Source organism: Mesorhizobium sp. M0778 (assembly GCF_040320105.1).
Classification (GTDB): Bacteria; Pseudomonadota; Alphaproteobacteria; order Rhizobiales; family Rhizobiaceae; genus Mesorhizobium.
Genome location: NZ_JAMYPA010000005.1, coordinates 147,370 through 164,810, shown reverse-complemented (window position 1 = coordinate 164,810; position 17,441 = coordinate 147,370). Strand labels below are relative to the sequence as shown.

17 protein-coding genes are annotated in these 17,441 nt (G+C 62.3%); 13 read left to right on the top strand and 4 right to left on the bottom strand.

Annotation, left to right across the window (positions count from 1 at the left end; translation table 11 throughout):
- Window positions 1-11 precede the first annotated feature (11 nt).
- Window positions 12-713 carry a tRNA (guanine(46)-N(7))-methyltransferase TrmB gene (trmB, locus tag NKI22_RS09615; protein ID WP_023719566.1) on the top strand — a complete coding sequence of 234 codons (702 nt, stop codon included), beginning with the start codon at window positions 12-14 and terminating at the stop codon, window positions 711-713.
- A gap of 46 nt (window positions 714-759) precedes the next feature.
- On the opposite strand, the gene NKI22_RS09610 is transcribed toward trmB, so the two are convergent.
- Window positions 760-924, bottom strand: coding sequence for a hypothetical protein (locus tag NKI22_RS09610; protein WP_023719565.1), 165 nt, complete (start codon window positions 922-924; stop codon window positions 760-762).
- A gap of 283 nt (window positions 925-1,207) precedes the next feature.
- Here NKI22_RS09610 and rimP point away from each other — a divergent pair, with 283 nt between their 5' ends.
- From rimP to NKI22_RS09560, 10 genes are all read left to right on the top strand, one after another.
- Window positions 1,208-1,840: a ribosome maturation factor RimP gene (rimP, locus tag NKI22_RS09605; protein ID WP_023719564.1), complete on the top strand. Its 633-nt coding sequence runs from the start codon at window positions 1,208-1,210 to the stop codon at window positions 1,838-1,840.
- Between the two features lie 46 nt (window positions 1,841-1,886).
- The gene (gene nusA, locus NKI22_RS09600) at window positions 1,887-3,482 is read left to right on the top strand and encodes a transcription termination factor NusA (RefSeq protein ID WP_023719563.1); all 1,596 of its coding nucleotides are present in this window, start codon (window positions 1,887-1,889) and stop codon (window positions 3,480-3,482) included.
- 38 nt (window positions 3,483-3,520) lie between these two features.
- Window positions 3,521-4,171, top strand: a complete 651-nt coding sequence (locus NKI22_RS09595) for an RNA-binding protein (RefSeq protein ID WP_023719562.1) — start codon at window positions 3,521-3,523, stop codon at window positions 4,169-4,171.
- A complete protein-coding gene (gene infB, locus NKI22_RS09590) occupies window positions 4,168-6,735 on the top strand; it encodes a translation initiation factor IF-2 (protein ID WP_352958385.1) in 2,568 nt (855 codons plus the stop codon). Before NKI22_RS09595 ends, infB begins: the two co-directional genes overlap by 4 nt.
- Window positions 6,736-6,859: 124 nt before the next feature.
- Window positions 6,860-7,291, top strand: coding sequence for a 30S ribosome-binding factor RbfA (gene rbfA / locus NKI22_RS09585; RefSeq protein ID WP_023719560.1), 432 nt, complete (start codon window positions 6,860-6,862; stop codon window positions 7,289-7,291).
- Entirely contained in the window at window positions 7,291-8,250 is a 960-nt protein-coding gene (gene truB, locus NKI22_RS09580) for a tRNA pseudouridine(55) synthase TruB (RefSeq protein WP_023719559.1), read from the top strand. The genes rbfA and truB overlap by 1 nt, the downstream gene beginning before the upstream one ends.
- A gap of 146 nt (window positions 8,251-8,396) precedes the next feature.
- On the top strand, window positions 8,397-9,491 hold the full coding sequence (gene corA, locus NKI22_RS09575) for a magnesium/cobalt transporter CorA (RefSeq protein ID WP_023719558.1): 1,095 nt from the start codon (window positions 8,397-8,399) through the stop codon (window positions 9,489-9,491).
- Window positions 9,492-9,631: 140 nt separating this feature from the next.
- A complete protein-coding gene (gene rpsO / locus NKI22_RS09570; RefSeq protein ID WP_280940423.1) occupies window positions 9,632-9,943 on the top strand; it encodes a 30S ribosomal protein S15 in 312 nt (103 codons plus the stop codon).
- A 409-nt stretch (window positions 9,944-10,352) separates the two neighbouring features.
- Window positions 10,353-12,500, top strand: a complete 2,148-nt coding sequence (gene pnp, locus NKI22_RS09565; protein ID WP_023719557.1) for a polyribonucleotide nucleotidyltransferase — start codon at window positions 10,353-10,355, stop codon at window positions 12,498-12,500.
- Between the two features lie 104 nt (window positions 12,501-12,604).
- A complete protein-coding gene (locus tag NKI22_RS09560) occupies window positions 12,605-13,618 on the top strand; it encodes a class I SAM-dependent methyltransferase (protein ID WP_352483235.1) in 1,014 nt (337 codons plus the stop codon).
- 36 nt (window positions 13,619-13,654) lie between these two features.
- Here the strand turns inward: NKI22_RS09560 and fabI are convergent, their stop codons facing one another.
- From fabI to fabA, 3 genes are all read right to left on the bottom strand, one after another.
- Entirely contained in the window at window positions 13,655-14,467 is an 813-nt protein-coding gene (gene fabI, locus NKI22_RS09555; RefSeq protein WP_023719555.1) for an enoyl-ACP reductase FabI, read from the bottom strand.
- A 13-nt stretch (window positions 14,468-14,480) separates the two neighbouring features.
- The gene (fabB, locus tag NKI22_RS09550) at window positions 14,481-15,701 is read right to left on the bottom strand and encodes a beta-ketoacyl-ACP synthase I (RefSeq protein WP_023719554.1); all 1,221 of its coding nucleotides are present in this window, start codon (window positions 15,699-15,701) and stop codon (window positions 14,481-14,483) included.
- A 121-nt stretch (window positions 15,702-15,822) separates the two neighbouring features.
- Entirely contained in the window at window positions 15,823-16,341 is a 519-nt protein-coding gene (gene fabA, locus NKI22_RS09545; RefSeq protein ID WP_352483234.1) for a 3-hydroxyacyl-[acyl-carrier-protein] dehydratase FabA, read from the bottom strand.
- A 240-nt stretch (window positions 16,342-16,581) separates the two neighbouring features.
- Between fabA and irrA the strand changes: the two genes are divergently transcribed.
- On the top strand, window positions 16,582-17,013 hold the full coding sequence (irrA, locus tag NKI22_RS09540; RefSeq protein ID WP_023676913.1) for an iron response transcriptional regulator IrrA: 432 nt from the start codon (window positions 16,582-16,584) through the stop codon (window positions 17,011-17,013).
- A gap of 58 nt (window positions 17,014-17,071) precedes the next feature.
- Entirely contained in the window at window positions 17,072-17,383 is a 312-nt protein-coding gene (locus tag NKI22_RS09535) for a DUF4260 domain-containing protein (protein ID WP_352815759.1), read from the top strand.
- Window positions 17,384-17,441 lie beyond the last annotated feature (58 nt).

The following is a 17,441-nucleotide window of genomic DNA, read 5'->3' as shown; positions in this document are numbered from 1 at the left end:
CCGCGGCGCCTATGGACCCGAAGGGCCGGCCAAGCCGTGCGACCGAGGCGTTTTTCGGTCGCCGGCGCGGCAAAACCATTCGACCGCAGCAGGCGGCGGCGCTGGAGAGCGGCTTCGCCGCCTACAGGCTCGATCTGACGGTTGAACCGCCAGCCGATCTGCCCAGCCTTTTCGAAGCCGAAGTTTCCGCTGTCCAGCTCGAAATCGGTTTTGGCGGCGGCGAACATCTTCTGCACCGTGCCACGGCCGGCCAGGCGACCGGCTTTATCGGCGTCGAGCCTTTCGTCAACGGCATGGCCAAGATGATGATGGCGGTCCGGGAGCGGCCGCTTGCTAATCTGCGCGTCTATGACGACGACGCCACACGCCTGCTTGACTGGCTGCCGCAGGCTTCGCTTGACGGCATCGACCTTCTCTACCCGGATCCGTGGCCGAAGAAGAAGCACTGGAAGCGGCGCTTCGTCAGCCCGGTCAATCTCGACCGCTTCGCGCGCGTCCTGAAGCACGGCGGAAAGTTCCACTTTGCGTCAGACATCGACAGCTATGTGAACTGGACGCTGCTGCATTGCCGGGCGCATGGCGCCTTCACGTGGCAGGCAAACGAAGCAGCCGACTGGCGTCGGCCCTATGATGGCTGGCCGGGGACGCGCTATGAGGCCAAGGCCATTCGCGAGGGCCGACGGCCCGCCTATCTCACCTTTGTGCGGAAATAGCAGGAAGTCCGAGCTGAGCGGCCGAAGGCTCTCCTGTTCACTTGGCTTAGAAGCGGCGGATTTTATCGAAGGCTGCCGGCTCCATGCCCAGATTGCGCAGATCATTCGCACGCGGCTTGCGACCGTTTTCCACAGCACGCGACGCTGCTACGGCGCTGCCAAACACGCTAAAAAAGTCGCCTATGGCTGAAAAAAATCCACGATTGTTCATGATCGGATCCTTCCGAGCGTAGTGAGCGCTCCAATTGTGCAATGCAACATAGATAGTCGTGCGTTGCCGGTGCTCAAAGGAGGATTACTGCATGGGCGCCATGCATTTGGCGCAGCGCTGCGGACTCGGAGCCTTGCCGTCATGCACGACGGGCTTGAAACGACGGCCACGATCGTCTATATCAGCTTCAAATTCTTGGTCGGTATGACGAAGAGTGGGTCCACCCGGTCCCGCTCTTTTTTATTACCTGGCGGCCAAGCAGGAATCGAACGACAGGGACCGAATGACAGTGACGGCAAGCGAAGGCGACGACCGCATCATCCGCGAAAGCGGCATCGATGCGCGCATCGCGCTGATCGTTCAGCCGGTACTGCGCGCCATCGGTTTCCGCTTGGTACGTGTGCATCTGTCGGGCCAGAACGGGCTGACGCTGCAGATCATGGCCGAGCGCGAGGACGGCACGATGACTGTCGAGGATTGTGAAGAGGTCAGCCGGGCAGTATCGCCGGCGCTCGATGTCGATGATCCGATCGAGAAGGCTTATCATCTCGAAGTGTCGTCGCCGGGCATCGACAGGCCGCTGGTCCGCAAATCGGACTTTGCAGCCTGGACCGGCCATCTGGTGAAGATGGAAACGTCGGTTCTCGTCGCCGACCGCAAGCGCTTCAAGGGCAAGATCGCCGAAAGCGACGCGGACGGTGTGCTGATCGAGCGCGACAAGGCCGCTTACGGCGAGGAGCCGACGGTGCGTGTTCCCTACGATGCGATTGCCGAAGCGCGGCTGGTTCTGACCGATGATCTTATCCGCGATGCGCTGTCGAAGGATAACCGGGCGCGCAAGGAAGCCAGAAAACGCCGCGGCGAACCCGAAGACGCACCAGAGGGTGCGGAAGACGAAACCGAACAGGAAATGTGATTGGGCTGCCGGCCGTAAGGTCGGCAACAAGCTCGGGAGAAAGAAGATGGTTGTAAGCGCCAACAGGCTTGAACTGCTGCAGATCGCCGATGCGGTCGCGCGTGAAAAGTCGATCGACAAGTCGATCGTCATCGCCGCTATGGCCGATGCGATCCAGAAGGCCGCGCGCTCGCGCTACGGCCAGGAAACCAATATCCGGGCCGATATCAATCCGAATACCGGCGAGATGAAGCTGCAGCGGCTGATGGAAGTGGTCGAGAAGGTCGACGACTACGCGACGCAGATTGCCATTTCCTCGGCGCGCGAGCGCAATCCGGACGCCCAGCTCGGCGATTTCATCGCCGAACAGCTGCCGCCGATGGATTTCGGCCGCATCGCCGCCCAGTCGGCCAAGCAGGTCATCGTGCAGAAGGTGCGCGAGGCCGAGCGCGACCGGCAATATGACGAGTACAAGGACCGTATCGGCGAGATCGTCAACGGCACCGTCAAGCGTGTCGAATACGGCAACGTCATCGTCGATCTCGGCCGCGGCGAGGCGATTATCCGCCGGGACGAGCTGATCCCGCGCGAAAACTATAAATATGGCGATCGCGTCCGCGCCTACGTCTATGACGTGCGCCGCGAACAACGCGGCCCGCAGATATTCCTGTCGCGCACCCATCCGCAGTTCATGGCGAAACTGTTCACCATGGAAGTGCCGGAAATCTACGACGGTATCATCGAGATCAAGTCGGTCGCCCGCGATCCGGGTTCGCGCGCCAAGATCGCTGTCATCTCCCGTGACAGCTCCATCGATCCGGTCGGTGCCTGCGTCGGCATGCGCGGCAGCCGCGTCCAGGCGGTCGTCGGCGAATTGCAGGGCGAGAAGATCGACATCATTCCGTGGTCGCCCTCGGCCGCGTCCTTCATCGTCAATGCATTGCAGCCGGCGGAAGTCGCCAAGGTCGTGCTCGACGAGGATGCCGAGCGCATCGAGGTCGTCGTCCCCGACGACCAGCTGTCGCTGGCCATCGGTCGCCGCGGCCAGAACGTCCGTCTTGCCTCGCAGCTCACCGGCTGGGATATCGACATCCTGACCGAGCAGGAAGAGAGCGAACGGCGCCAGAAGGAATTCGTTGAACGGTCGTCGCTGTTCATGGAAGCCCTCGACGTCGACGAGATGGTCGGCCAGGTGCTCGCTTCCGAAGGCTTCACCAGCGTCGAGGAGGTCGCGTATGTCGATTCCGGCGAAATCGCGTCGATCGACGGCTTCGACGAGGACACGGCTTCGGAGATCCAGACCCGCGCCCGCGAATATCTGGAGAAGATCGAAGCCGAGCATGACGAGAAGCGCAAGGCGCTCGGCGTTAAGGACGAGCTGCGCGAGATTCCCGGCATCACCACCGCCATGATGGTGACGCTCGGCGAGGACGGCGTGAAGACGATCGAGGATTTCGCCGGCTACGCCGCCGACGACCTGACCGGCTGGAAGGAACGCAAGGACGGCGAGACGAAGGTATTCCCGGGTGTGCTCGCCAACCACGGCGTGTCGCGCGCCGATGCCGAGCAAATGGTCTTGGCCGCTCGCCTGAAGGCTGGCTGGATCACCGAAGACGAGCTTGCCGCCGAGGGCGTGCCGGCTGACGAAACCGTCGGTGCGTGAGGTGAAACCGCATCGCACCGAACCCGCCCTTGGACGAGATGAACGATCGCACCTGCATCGTCACCCGCAGGCAAGCCGAACCGGATGAGCTGATCCGTTTCGTCGTCGGCCCGGATTCGGCCGTCGTTCCGGACATCAAGAGAAACCTGCCCGGCCGCGGTTGCTGGGTGACCGCCGACCGCCTACATATAGACAAGGCAGCGGCGAAAAACCTGTTTGCCCGTGCTTTTAAGGCGCAGGTGACCGTGCCAGCCGATCTTGGCGGCATGGTCGACGCGCTGCTTTCCAGGTCCGCTCTGGGCATGCTTGGCCTGGCCCGCAAGGCGGGCGCCATAGCGCTCGGAGCGACCAAGGTCGAGAGCGCCGTGCGCGGCGGACTTGCACTTTTCGTGCTCCACGCGACCGAGGCTTCCGACGATGGCGTCCGCAAGATAAGCCAGGCGCGACGGGCAACCGTCCACCTCGGCGGGCCTGCGATCCGCGCTTACAAACTTTTCTCCGAGGCCGAGTTGAGCTTGGCATTGGGGGGTACAAATGTGATACATGCTGCCGTTCTCGCGGGAGACGCGGGCAGGGCGGTCCAGAAGCGCATGGTTGCGCTCGACCGATATCGGGGCGGTTCCCCGGACGATCTGGCAATGCTTGCGGCCGTTGCTGACGAAGATGATGCCGCAGAGGATATGGAATGAGCGATACGAAATCGGGCGACGACAAGACGCTGAGTGTTACGCCGAAGAAGACCTTGACGCTGAAGCGCCCCGGTATGGAACAGGGCACGGTGCGCCAGAACTTCTCGCACGGCCGCACCAAATCGGTGGTTGTCGAGACCAAGAAGCGCAAGTTCTCGCTGCCCGGCGACAAGTCGGAGCCGGCGGCAGCGCCTGTGTCCGTCTTCACGCCGAAGCCGGTCGCGGCAGCGCCTGCCGTGCAGGAAGCCCCCAAGGCGCCGCCGCCTCCGCCGCCGGTCGAACGCGGCGGCATGGTGCTGAACGAGTTGTCGCGCCAGGAAATGGAAGCACGCCGCCGGGCTCTCGAGGGCTCGAAGGTCCGTGACGTCGAGGATCGCCAACGCGCCATCGAGGAGGCCAAGCGCCGCAGCGAGGACGAGGAGCGCCGCCGCCGCGAGCGCGAGGAATCGGCTCGCCGTCAGGCCGAGGAAGAGGCACGGCTGCAAGCCGAGGCTGAATCCCGCCGCCGTGCCGAGGAAGAGGCACGCCGCCGTGCGCCGCTGGCCGCCGAACTGGCGACAGTCGATGACGAGGAAGAGGTCAAGCCGAAGCGGACCGGTGCCGGCGCACCAGTGCGCCGTCTGGTCACGCCCGAAGTGGCGCGTCCGGCCAAACCGACCAAGGGCGAGGAAGACCGCCGCCGCGGCAAGCTGACGCTGAATTCGGCGCTTTCCGACGAGGATGCGCGCGCCCGCTCGCTGTCGTCGATGCGCCGCCGTCAGGAGAAATTCAAGCGCGCGTTGCATAATGAGCCACGCGAGAAAGTCATGCGTGAAGTGATCCTGCCCGAAACCATCACCATCCAGGAGCTGGCGCAGCGCATGTCCGAGCGCGCTGTCGACGTGGTCAAGTTCTTCATGAAGCAGGGCCAGATCCTGAAGCCTGGCGACGTCATCGACGCCGACACGGCCGAACTCGTCGCGACCGAATTTGGCCACACGGTCCGCCGCGTCGCCGAGTCCGACATCGAAGAGGGCTTGTTCAACATCGCCGATCGTCCCGAGGACCTGCAGCCGCGTCCGCCGGTGGTAACCATCATGGGCCATGTCGATCACGGCAAGACCTCGTTGCTCGATGCCATCCGAAATGCCAACGTGGTGTCCGGCGAAGCCGGTGGCATTACGCAGCATATCGGCGCCTATCAGGTCGAGAAGAACGGTAACAAGATTACCTTCATCGACACGCCCGGCCACGCCGCCTTCACGGCGATGCGTGCCCGCGGTGCCCAGGCGACCGATATCGCCATCCTGGTGGTGGCGGCCGACGACAGCGTGATGCCGCAGACGATCGAATCGATCAACCACGCCAAGGCGGCCGGCGTTCCGATCATCGTGGCGATCAACAAGATCGACAAGCACGACGCCGACCCGCAGAAGGTGCGCTCGGAACTGCTGCGCCATGAGGTGTTCGTCGAATCCATGGGCGGCGAGGTGCTGGATGTCGAGGTGTCGGCGACCAAGGGCATCAATCTCGACAAGTTGCTCGAAGCGATCCTGCTGCAGGCCGAAATCCTCGACCTGAAGGCCAATCCGGACCGCACCGCCGAAGGCGTTGTCATCGAAGCCCAGCTCGACAAGGGCCGCGGCCCAGTCGCAACCGTGCTGGTGCAGACCGGCACGCTGATGCCGGGCGACATTCTCGTCGCCGGCAACGAGTGGGGCCGGGTGCGCGCGCTGGTCAACGATCGCGGCGATCAGGTCAAGGAAGCGCCGCCGGCAATGCCGGTGGAAGTCCTCGGTCTGCAAGGTACGCCGCTGGCCGGCGACCGCTTCGCCGTTGTCAACAACGAAGCCCGCGCCCGCGAGATCACCGAATATCGCCAACGTCTGGCGCGCGAGAAGGCGGTGGCCAGGCATGCCGGCCAGCGCGGCTCGCTTGAACAGATGATGTCGCAATTGCAGACCAGCGGATTGAAGGAATTCCCGCTGGTCATCAAGGGCGACGTGCAGGGCTCGATCGAGGCGATCAACGCGGCGCTCGACAATCTCGGCACCGACGAGGTGCGCGCCCCCATCGTCCATGCGGGCGCCGGCGGCATCACCGAAAGCGACGTGTCGCTGGCGGAGACCTCGGGGGCTGCGATCATCGGCTTCAACGTTCGTGCCAATGTGCAGGCGCGTGCGGCCGCGGCTGCGGCAGGCATCGAGATCCGCTACTATTCGATCATCTACAATCTCGTCGATGACGTTAAGGCGGCGCTCTCCGGCCTGCTATCACCGGAGCGTCGCGAGACCTTCATCGGCAATGCCGAGATCCTCGAGATCTTCGACATCACCAAGGTCGGCAAGATCGCCGGCTGCCGTGTCACCGAAGGCAAGGTCGAGCGTGGTGCGGGCGTGCGCCTGATCCGCGACAACGTCGTCATCCACGAAGGCACGCTGAAGACCCTGAAGCGCTTCAAGGACGAGGTTTCGGAAGTTCCGGGCGGTCAGGAATGCGGCATGGCCTTCCAGAACTACGAGGACATGCGCGTCGGTGACGTCATCGAGTGCTTCCGCGTCGAGATGGTAACCAGGACGCTCTGAGTTCGAGCGTCTTGAGTTCGAGCATCTATTGAGACCGGGCGGTGGTCGAAAGGCCGCCGCCCAAACCATATGAGACATGCGGCGCGGTTCCATCCCGCGCTTCACGATTTCAGGACCGAGGAAAATGCCCCGTTCGACCCCGTCAGGCCCATCCCAGCGCATGCTGCGCGTCGGCGAGCAGGTGCGCCATGCGCTATCCGAAACCTTGCAGCGCGGCGAGATCCTCGATCCGCTGATCGAGAACACAGTGGTCTCGGTCTCCGAAGTGCGCATGTCGCCCGATCTGAAGATCGCCACCGCCTTCGTCTCGCCGCTCGGCGCCAAGGATGCCGGTGCGGTGGTCGAAGCGCTCAACAAGCATGCCAAGTTCGTCCGCGGCCGCGTCTCCGGCGCGCTGCGGCAGATGAAGTACATGCCGGAATTCCGCTTCCGGCTCGATACCAGCTACGATAATTTCCAGAAGATCAACGAATTGCTGCACTCGCCCGAAGTGGCGCGCGATCTCAGCGCCGACGACAAAGACAAAGACAAAGACGACCGGAAGGACAGCGAATAGTGGCGCGTCGCGGCAAGAAGAAGGGCCGGCCGATCTCGGGCTGGCTGGTACTGGACAAGCCGGTCGGCATGGGCTCGACCGAAGCCGTCTCCAAGATCAAATGGCTGTTCCTGGCGGAAAAGGCCGGCCATGCCGGCACGCTCGACCCGCTGGCGTCGGGCATGCTGCCGATCGCGCTTGGCGAGGCGACCAAGACCGTGCCTTACGTCCAGGACGGCGCCAAGGTCTACCGCTTCACCGTTGCCTGGGGCGAGGAGCGTTCGACCGACGACCTCGAAGGCGCGGCGACCAAAAGCTCAGACCTCCGTCCGGCCGAATCCGAAGTGCTGGCGCTGCTTTCGAAATATACCGGCGTGATCATGCAGACACCGCCGCAATTCTCAGCGATCAAGATCGCCGGCGAGCGCGCCTACGACCTTGCCCGCGACGGCGAGACGGTCGACATTCCGGCACGCGAGGTCGAGATCGGCCGGCTCGACCTGGTCGAGCACATGGCCGATCGCACCATCTTCGAGGTCGAATGCGGCAAGGGCACCTATGTCCGCTCGCTGGCGCGCGACATGGGGCGCGACCTTGGCTGTTTTGGTCACATCGCCGAGCTGCGGCGGGTCGAGGTCGAGCCGTTCACGCAGGGAGATTTCGTCACCTTGGCCGAGCTGGAGGCCGCCCGCTTCGGCGAACAGAGCGAGGACGCTTCGCAAGCAGCGGACGCGCCGATCGACTTCGGTGCCATCGATGCACTTCTGGTCGACACCGCCGCGGCGCTCGAATGCTTGCCGCAGGTTGCGATCAGCGACGATGCGGCAACCAAAATCCGCCTCGGCAATCCGGTCATCATTCGCGGCCGTGACGCGCCGGTAGAAGCTGAGGAGGCCTGCGCCACCGCGCGCGGCAAGCTGGTCGCCATCGGCGCCATCGAGCAAGGCATGTTCAAGCCAAAGCGGGTCTTTGTCGGGTAACAGCTGTCGCCCGGCGCATGATCTCCAAACCGGATTCTATTTTGGGAAAGGATCATGCGCTAAATCAACAGGGCTACGGCGTCGTTTGTCGTCCGAAAGGATGCGCTGTGCTGTAGTGCCGTTCGACGCTGCACTCGAGGGGGCACATGGCAAAGGCTGACACGGTCAACAAGCGAGCGGCGCTCAAAACACGGCGGCCACCGGTCGGGGCTTCGCCGGGCACGCTGATCGCCGACCCGGCGGCGCGCCGCTCCGAGCTCAGGCTGACATTGATCTCGCCTGAGAAGTTCAAGACGATCGACAATGCCAGCATCGACGACGTCAACACCCATTGCCACAATTGGCCGATCATCTGGCTCGACTGCACAGGCCTCGCCAACATCCAGCTGATCGAGGAGATCGGCGGGATCTTCAACCTGCATCCGCTGGCGCTGGAAGATGTCGTCAACACCGGTCAGCGGCCCAAGGTGGATTTCTTCGAGGACCATGCCTTTGTCGTCGTCAGGATGATCGACGATGTCACCGCCCATCGTTACGAACAGATCGCCGTCTTCTTCGGCAAGAACTTCGTCGTCACCTTCCAGGAGCGCGAAGGCGACCCGTTCGATCCCGTGCGCAAGCGGATCGCGAGCTCGGTGCCCAACCGCTTGCGCTCGCGCGGCGCCGACTATCTCGCCTATGCTTTGATCGACGCCATCGTCGACAGCTATTTCCCGCCGATCGAGGCTGCCGGCGAATTGGTCGACAGCATCGAGGACCAGATGCTGAACCAGGCGCACAAGCACCAGATGCGGCAGCTTCACGAATTGCGGCGCGACGCCAATGTGCTGAAGGGCGTGCTTTGGCCGATGCGCGACGCGCTGGCGACCATGATCCGCAACGACGTCTCTTATGTGAAGGCCGAAACCAAATTATTCCTGAACGACACGCTGGATCATTCGCTGCGATTGATCGAACTGGTCGAAACCCAGCGCGATATGCTGACCGGCCTGATCGAGATGCACCTGTCGCTCAGCCAGGCGCGCACCAACGACGTCATCAGCTATTTGACCATCGTCTCGGTGATCTTCATGCCGCTCACCTTTCTCGTCGGCGTATGGGGTATGAATTTCGACCCCGACACCTCGCCCTGGAACATGCCGGAGCTGAAAGCCTATTACGGCTATCCCCTGTCGCTCGTCTTCATGGCGATTGTTGCGGTCGGGCTCTACGCATACTTCAAATGGAAGAAATGGCTCTGACCATGCGGAAGTGCCCGTTTATGCAGCAAAAAGCCGGCTTGTGAATTGGGCTGGCCTTTTTGTCGGAATTGCACTATATGCGCCGCAGCTTCGCGCTTTGACGCGTTGCTTGCACCGGCCCCTGCTGGACGACATCCCGGCTGAGGGCGTCCCGTTTCCTCAAACAGACAAGGAAAAACACGATGTCGATTACTGCCGAACGCAAGAAGGAATTGATGGGCGAATTCGCAACCGCCAAGGGCGATACCGGGTCTCCGGAAGTCCAGGTGGCCATCCTTTCCGAGCGCATCAAGAACCTGACCGATCATTTCAAGGACCACAAGAAGGATAACCATTCCCGCCGTGGCCTGCTCGCTCTCGTTTCCCAGCGCCGCAGCCTGCTTGATTATCTCAAGCGCAAGGACGACGCGCGCTATCAGACGCTGATCGAGAAGCTCGGTCTGCGCCGTTGACGAATTGACCGGCGGGTTCTTTCGAGAGCCCGCCGGTCGCGCATTGGAGCATCGGATCATCCAAGGCTCCAATGAAGAAAGCAGAGCGCCGCGCACCGGTTTGGATGCGCAAAGGACGCTCTGAAGTTTTAGATTTGCGCAGGATACTTTCCGAAAACCTGGTTTTCGGGTTCACGCGCAAGGCCAGTCGGATCGATTGGCCAACCCGGTTTCGAAACAGCAGAGGGCCACTCGAAACCGCCCATGGACGGTCATGGGGCAGGATTGCAGGACGCTCGTGCGGCAAATGCGCCGAATAGCCGAGCTTCCCGTTGTCTTGCCCGTGGCTGCCCGAGAAAGGAAGCCAAGGGAAAGGGGCATCCGCGCACGCTGAAACGGCGCGGCCCTTTCCGCATACGAAGGACAAGATATGTTCAATTACCACAAAGTGGAAATCGAATGGGGCGGCCGTCCGCTCATTCTCGAAACCGGCAAGATCGCACGTCAGGCTGACGGCGCGGTGCTGGCCACCTATGGCGAAACCAAGGTTCTCGCCACCGTCGTCTCGATGAAAGAGCCGAAGCCCGGCCTCGATTTCTTTCCCCTGACGGTCAACTACCAGGAAAAGACTTACGCCGCCGGCAAGATCCCGGGTGGCTATTTCAAGCGTGAAGGCCGTCCGAGCGAGAAGGAAACGCTGGTTTCCCGCCTGATTGACCGCCCGATCCGCCCGCTCTTCGCCGAAGGCTACAAGAACGACACCCAGATCGTTGTCACCGTCGTCCAGCACGATCTCGAAAATGATCCGGACATCCTGTCGATCGTCGCCACCTCCGCCGCACTGACCTTGTCCGGCGTGCCGTTCATGGGCCCGGTTGGTGGCGCCCGCGTTGGCTACATTAACGGCGAATACGTGCTCAACCCGCATGTCGACGAGATGCAGGAATCGAAGCTCGACCTGGTCGTCGCCGGCACCGCCGACGCCGTGCTGATGGTCGAGTCCGAAGCCAAGGAACTCGGCGAGGATCTGATGCTCGGCGCCGTCATGTTCGGCCACAGGGGCTTCCAGCCGGTGATCGACGCGATCATCAAGCTGGCCGAAGTCGCCGCCAAGGACCCGCGCGATTTCACCGCGCCGGACTATTCCGCGCTTGAAGCCGAGATGCTCAAGATCGTCGAAGGCGAGCTTCGCGATGCCTACAAGATCACCGACAAGCAGAAGCGCTATGCCGCCGTCGACGCCGTCAAGGCGAAGGTCAAGGCCGCGTTTGCGCCGGCAGAAGGCGAAGAGGCCAAATACACGTCCGAACAGATCGGCACCGTGTTCAAGGAACTCCAGGCCAAGGTCGTGCGCTGGAACATCCTCGACACCGGCTCGCGCATCGACGGCCGCGACCTGAAGACGGTCCGCAAGATCGTCTCGGAAGTCGGCGTCCTGCCGCGCACACACGGCTCGGCGCTGTTCACTCGCGGCGAGACCCAGGCGCTGGTCGTCGCCACGCTCGGCACCGGCGAGGACGAGCAGTATGTCGATTCGCTGACCGGCATGTACAAGGAGAAGTTCCTCCTGCACTACAATTTCCCTCCCTATTCGGTCGGTGAAACGGGCCGTATGGGTTCGCCCGGCCGCCGCGAAATCGGCCACGGCAAGCTCGCCTGGCGCGCCATCCGGCCGATGCTGCCGACCGCCGACCAGTTCCCCTATACGTTGCGCGTCGTTTCGGAGATCACCGAGTCCAACGGCTCGTCCTCGATGGCTACCGTCTGCGGCACCTCGCTGGCGCTGATGGATGCCGGTGTGCCGCTGGCCAAGCCGGTCGCCGGCATTGCGATGGGCCTGATCAAGGAAGGCGAGCGCTTCGCCGTGCTCTCCGATATCCTCGGCGACGAGGACCACCTCGGCGACATGGATTTCAAGGTTGCCGGCACCGCCTACGGCATCACCTCGCTGCAGATGGACATCAAGATCGAGGGCATCACCGAGGAGATCATGAAGATCGCCCTCGACCAGGCCAAGGATGGCCGTCAGCACATTCTCGGCGAAATGGCCCATGCGCTGTCCGGCGCGCGTGCCGAGCTCGGCGAGTTCGCGCCGCGCATCGAGGTCATGCACATCCCGACCGACAAGATCCGCGACGTGATCGGCTCGGGCGGCAAGGTCATCCGCGAGATCGTTGAAAAGACCGGCGCCAAGATCAACATCGAGGATGACGGCACGGTCAAGATCGCTTCGGCCAACGCCAAGGAAATCGAGGCGGCGAAGAAGTGGATCCACACCATCGTCGCCGAGCCGGAAGTCGGTGAAATCTACGAAGGCACGGTCGTCAAGACCGCCGACTTCGGCGCTTTCGTCAACTTCTTCGGTCCGCGTGACGGCCTCGTCCACATCTCGCAGCTCGCCAATGATCGCGTCGCCAAGACCTCCGATGTGGTCAAGGAAGGCGACAAGGTCTGGGTCAAGCTGATGGGCTTCGACGAGCGCGGCAAGGTCCGCCTGTCGATGAAGGTCGTCGACCAGGCCACCGGCAAGGAAATCGCCCGCGATAAGAAGAGCGAAGGCGAAGAAAACGCCGCCTAAGCGGGGTTGCGTTCCGTCGAACGCATAAAGCAATCGAAGCGGGCGCGCCGGAAGGTCGCGCCCGTTTGCATTTCAACAACAGCCTTGCAGTTCAAGAGTGGTGAATGTCCGCCGAGCCGCTGAAGACGCTTTTCCATCCTTTCGAGGCCGGGACCGTTTCCCTGCCGCGAAAGGATGAACGTATTCTTTTTCTCGGTGCCGAGCCCGGCTTTCGCTTGCTCGAAGGCTTCGATGCCAAGCTTCATCTCGTCCAAGGCTTCAGGCCGCATTTTCGCGCCTTGCAGGCGTCCGGCTTCACCGTCACGCCGCAAGTGGAAGGCAAGGCTTTCGACGCGGCGCTAGTGCTCGCTGGCCGCCATCGCGGACAAAACGAGTTGCGCGTCGCAGAAGCGATCGAGCACGTGGCATCAGGCGGGTTGATCGTCGTCGCCGGCGGTAAGGACGATGGTATCGCCAGCCTGCGCAAGCATGTCGGCGCCCTTGTGCCGCCCGAAGGCCACCTGCCGAAGCATCACGGCATTGCCTTCTGGTTTCGCCGGCCGGCCGATACCGTCGCCGCGGCAACGCTTCGCGCCGCCAATCCGGACTTGGTGGTCGAGGACCGCTTCCGCACGGCCCCAGGCATGTTTTCGTTCGACAAGATCGATGCCGGATCGAAGCTGCTGGTCGAAAATCTGCCCAACGATCTGCGTGGCAGCGTTGCGGATTTCTGTGCCGGTTGGGGCTATGTCGCCGCCGAAGTCGCCGCCCGCTCACCCGGCATATCGGCGCTTGACCTTTACGAAGCGGATTTCGAGGCGCTGGAGGCGGCGAAGGTCAATGTCGGCAACACAGGCCTGGAGCCACGTTTCTTCTGGATAGATCTTTTGAGCGAGCCGGTCGAGCACCGCTACGATGTGATCGCCATGAACCCGCCCTTTCACCGCAGCCGGGCGACTGAGCCCGAAATCGGTGCCGGCATGATCCGCGCGGCAGGCAAGGCGCTGAAGCCGGGCGGCCGGCTGTTCATGGTGGCGAACCGTCAGCTTCCCTACGAACCGGTGCTGGCGGCCGCCTTCTCCAGCCATGCGGAGCTCGCCCGCGACGGCATGTTCAAGGTCTTCTCGGCGCGACGCTGAAACGCTGCGGGGCAAGCCGGCGACACGTCGCTCGCGCTATTCCCGCCCGCCGTCGGTTTGCTTCAACTCGTCAAGCGTCGGCATGGACACGATGTGATAGCCGGAATCGACATAGTGGATTTCGCCGGTGACGCCGGAGGACAGATCGGACAGCAGATAGAGCGCTGAGCCGCCGACTTCGTCGATTGTCACCGTGCGGCGTAGCGGCGAGTTGCGCTGCTGGTAGGAGAACATGTGGCGTGCGTCGGAAATCCCGGCGCCGGCAAGCGTCCGCACCGGTCCAGCCGATATGCCGTTCACCCTGATGCCGCGCGGGCCGTAGTCGTTGGCTAGATAGCGGACGCTGGCCTCCAGCCCGGCCTTGGCGACGCCCATGACGTTGTAGTTCGGCATGACGCGGACCGAACCGGCATAGGTCAGCGTGATCATCGAACCGCTATCCTTCATCAACGTGGCGGCGTGACGGGCGACCTCGGTGAAGGAGTAGCAGGAGATCACCATGGTGCGGATGAAGTTGTCGCGGCTGGTGTCGGCGTAGAGGCCTTTCAGCTCGTTCTTGTCGGAAAAGCCGATGGCATGGACGACGAAATCCAGCCCGCCCCACGCCTTGCCCAAAGTCTCGAAAGTCGCGGCGACCGATGCGCTGTCCTCGACGTCGCAAGGTACCACCAGCGATGCGCCCAGTTTCTCGGCGAGCGGCTTGACGCGGCGCCCGAAGGCCTCACCCTGATAGGTGAAGGCGAGATCCGCGCCATGTTCGGACAGTTTGCGGGCGATGCCCCAGGCGATCGAATGATCGTTGGCGACGCCCATGACAAGCCCGCGCTTGCCCTTCATCAATCCGTCCATGGTCGGCAAATCCTTATGCGGAATAGCGCTGGAAAATCAGCGTAGCGTTGGTGCCACCGAAACCGAACGAATTGGACAAAACGGTGTCGATCCTGGCTTCGTCGATGCGCTTGCGCACGATCGGCATGCCTTCGAATTCCGGATCGAGGTTGTCAATGTGGGCGCTCTCGCCGATAAAGCCGCCTTGCATCATCAGGATCGAGTAGATCGATTCCTGCACGCCGGCCGCACCCAGCGAATGACCGGTCAGCGATTTGGTCGACGTGATGAAAGGCATCTTCTCGCCGAACACCTCGCGGATGGCGCCCATTTCCTTGGAGTCGCCGACCGGCGTCGAAGTGCCGTGCGTATTAATATAGTCGACCGGCGAGGACACCGTTGCGAGCGCCTGCTTCATGCAGCGAGCCGCGCCTTCGCCCGACGGCGCCACCATGTCGTAGCCGTCGGAGGTGGCGCCATAGCCGACGATCTCGGCATAGATCTTGGCGCCGCGTGCCTTGGCATGCTCGAGCTCTTCAAGAATCAGCACGCCGGCGCCGCCGGCAATGACGAAACCGTCGCGATCGACGTCGTAGGCGCGCGAGGCGACTGATGCCCTGTCGTTGAACTTGGACGACATGGCGCCCATGGCATCGAACAGATCCGACATCGTCCAGTCGAGATCCTCATGACCGCCGGCGAAGACGATGTCCTGCTTCCCCCACTGGATCAGCTCGTAGCCATTGCCGATGCAATGCGCTGACGTCGAGCAGGCCGATGAGATCGAATAGTTGACGCCGTGGATCTTGAACCAAGTGGCAAGCGTCGCTGAAGCGGTCGACGACATCGCTTTTGGCACCGCGAACGGGCCGATCCGCTTGGGGCTGCCGTTTTTGATCGTCGTCTCGGCCGCTTCGACGATTGCACGGGTCGACGGTCCGCCGGAGCCCATTACGATGCCGGTGCGCTCGTTGGTGATGTCGGTCTCGTCGAGGCCGGCGTCTGCGATCGCCTGGTCCATCGCGACATGGTTCCAAGCAGCACCTTGCGACAGGAAGCGCATGGCGCGACGGTCGATCATTCCCGACGGATCCAGCGTCGGCGCTCCCCACACCCGGCAACGGAAGCCATGCTCGGCGAAAGAGTCGGAAAAGCTGATGCCGGACCTGGCATCATGCAAGGAGGCCTGCACCTCGTTGGCATTGTTGCCGATCGACGACACGATGCCGAGACCTGTGACTACGACCCGTCTCATTCGCAACTCCTTCCAGCACGGACCTCCGAAACCTGATTAAGTTTCCGGAACGGAACCATGCGCAAATTAAAGTGCTACAGCGTCCTTTAGATGTCCAAGACGTGGCACTGTTGGTCTTCGCTCAGCCGGCGGCCGATTGCTTGGACAGACCGACCTTCAGATCCGTTGCCGCATATATGGGCTCGCCATCTGCCTTCAGCCAGCCATCGGCGATGCCAAGCACAAGCCGACCGCGCATCACTCGCTTGAAGTCGACGCCATACTCCACCTTCTTGACCGAAGGCGTGACCATGCCTTTGAATCTCACCTCACCTGTCGACAGCGCCATTCCCTTGCCTGGTTCGCCGAGCCATCCAAGGTAGAAACCCGTCAACTGCCACATGGCGTCCAGGCCCAGGCATCCCGGCATGATCGGATTGCCGATGAAATGGCAGGCGAAAAACCACAAATCCGGCTTGATATCGAATTCTGCGCGGATGAAACCCTTGTCGAACGCACCGCCGGTTTCGCTGATCTCGGTGATGCGGTCGAACATCAGCATCGGCGGATAGGGCAGTTGCGCATTTCCCGGTCCGAACAGCTCGCCGCGGGCGCAGGCAAGCAATTCCTCGTAACCGTAGCTGGATTTCGAACCCGCCATCAATCTCGTCCCCGTGATCGTCCCGGGCGATAGGCGCCCATGCTGGTGGTTTCCTAACACAATCTGTTTCAGGCCGGAAACCGGCGTTTGCGCTTAACCTGCCCGTCTGCCCGGGTCAATGCGCGCTATTGATCGCATTCGGCCGACAGAATATATGTCAGGACACGTCCAATTTCGGCAGATGCTCTATTTCTGCCATTTTGGACGTGTCTGAGACGGAACTGTGGGCGCGACGGATAGATGGATCTGGGTTGCCGGAAGGATAATGTCGCTGTGGACAAGCGGGTTCGCGAAGCCGGTCTGAGGCCGACACGCCAGCGTATCGCGCTGGCCGATCTGCTTTTCGCCAAGGGCGACCGCCACCTTTCGGCCGAGGAACTGCACGAGGAAGCGCTTGCCGCCGGCGTGCCGGTGTCTCTGGCCACCGTCTACAATGCTCTGCACCAGTTCACCCAGGCTGGCCTTTTGCGCATCCTTGCCGTCGAGGGATCGAAGACCTATTTCGACACCAACACCTCCGATCACCATCATTTCTATATCGAGGGCGAAAACAGGATCTTCGATATCGACAGCGGCCCGGTGACGGTTTCCAACCTGCCGGAACCGCCGGAAGGCATGGAGATCGCCAATGTCGATATCGTGGTGAGACTGCGTCCGAAACGCTGCGACTGACCGGCGCCTTATGAATTTCCTGGATTTGACGCTCCGGCTCGAATAGGTCGCCGTCGCGGTGGCGGCTCTTGTCTTCTATGCAATGGCCGGTGCTTCCTGGTGGCTATTTGCAGTGCTCGTCCTGGCGCCCGACCTGTCGATCCTGGGTTACATGGCCGGGCCGCGCGTCGGGGCCGTCGCCTACAACACCTTGCACATACTGGTCTTGCCCGTTCTGCTGGCGCTTTTCGGCAGCGTCTTTGACAATGCATTGGCGACATCCGTTGCGCTGATCTGGATCGCCCACATCGCCATCGACCGCGCCCTGGGCTATGGCTTGAAGCTGTCGAGCAGTTTCCAGGATACCCATCTCGGCCGCATCGGCGGCTAGATCATCCCCGAATTGAAGAACAGCGAAACAAAATGCCGGATCCGGTGCTTGCAGCGCT

What these genes read in the sequence shown, in the direction of transcription:
- irrA (WP_023676913.1), top strand. Translation starts at nt 16,582, where the DNA reads ATGGATCTGGGTTGCCGGAAGGATAATGTCGCTGTGGACAAGCGGGTT.
- rbfA (WP_023719560.1), top strand. Translation starts at nt 6,860, where the DNA reads ATGCCCCGTTCGACCCCGTCAGGCCCATCCCAGCGCATGCTGCGCGTC.
- NKI22_RS09560 (WP_352483235.1), top strand. Translation starts at nt 12,605, where the DNA reads ATGTCCGCCGAGCCGCTGAAGACGCTTTTCCATCCTTTCGAGGCCGGG.
- corA (WP_023719558.1), top strand. Translation starts at nt 8,397, where the DNA reads ATGGCAAAGGCTGACACGGTCAACAAGCGAGCGGCGCTCAAAACACGG.
- fabB (WP_023719554.1), bottom strand. Translation starts at nt 15,701, where the DNA reads ATGAGACGGGTCGTAGTCACAGGTCTCGGCATCGTGTCGTCGATCGGC.
- infB (WP_352958385.1), top strand. Translation starts at nt 4,168, where the DNA reads ATGAGCGATACGAAATCGGGCGACGACAAGACGCTGAGTGTTACGCCG.
- pnp (WP_023719557.1), top strand. Translation starts at nt 10,353, where the DNA reads ATGTTCAATTACCACAAAGTGGAAATCGAATGGGGCGGCCGTCCGCTC.
- fabI (WP_023719555.1), bottom strand. Translation starts at nt 14,467, where the DNA reads ATGGACGGATTGATGAAGGGCAAGCGCGGGCTTGTCATGGGCGTCGCC.
- rimP (WP_023719564.1), top strand. Translation starts at nt 1,208, where the DNA reads ATGACAGTGACGGCAAGCGAAGGCGACGACCGCATCATCCGCGAAAGC.
- trmB (WP_023719566.1), top strand. Translation starts at nt 12, where the DNA reads ATGGACCCGAAGGGCCGGCCAAGCCGTGCGACCGAGGCGTTTTTCGGT.
- nusA (WP_023719563.1), top strand. Translation starts at nt 1,887, where the DNA reads ATGGTTGTAAGCGCCAACAGGCTTGAACTGCTGCAGATCGCCGATGCG.
- fabA (WP_352483234.1), bottom strand. Translation starts at nt 16,341, where the DNA reads ATGGCGGGTTCGAAATCCAGCTACGGTTACGAGGAATTGCTTGCCTGC.
- NKI22_RS09610 (WP_023719565.1), bottom strand. Translation starts at nt 924, where the DNA reads ATGAACAATCGTGGATTTTTTTCAGCCATAGGCGACTTTTTTAGCGTG.
- NKI22_RS09595 (WP_023719562.1), top strand. Translation starts at nt 3,521, where the DNA reads ATGAACGATCGCACCTGCATCGTCACCCGCAGGCAAGCCGAACCGGAT.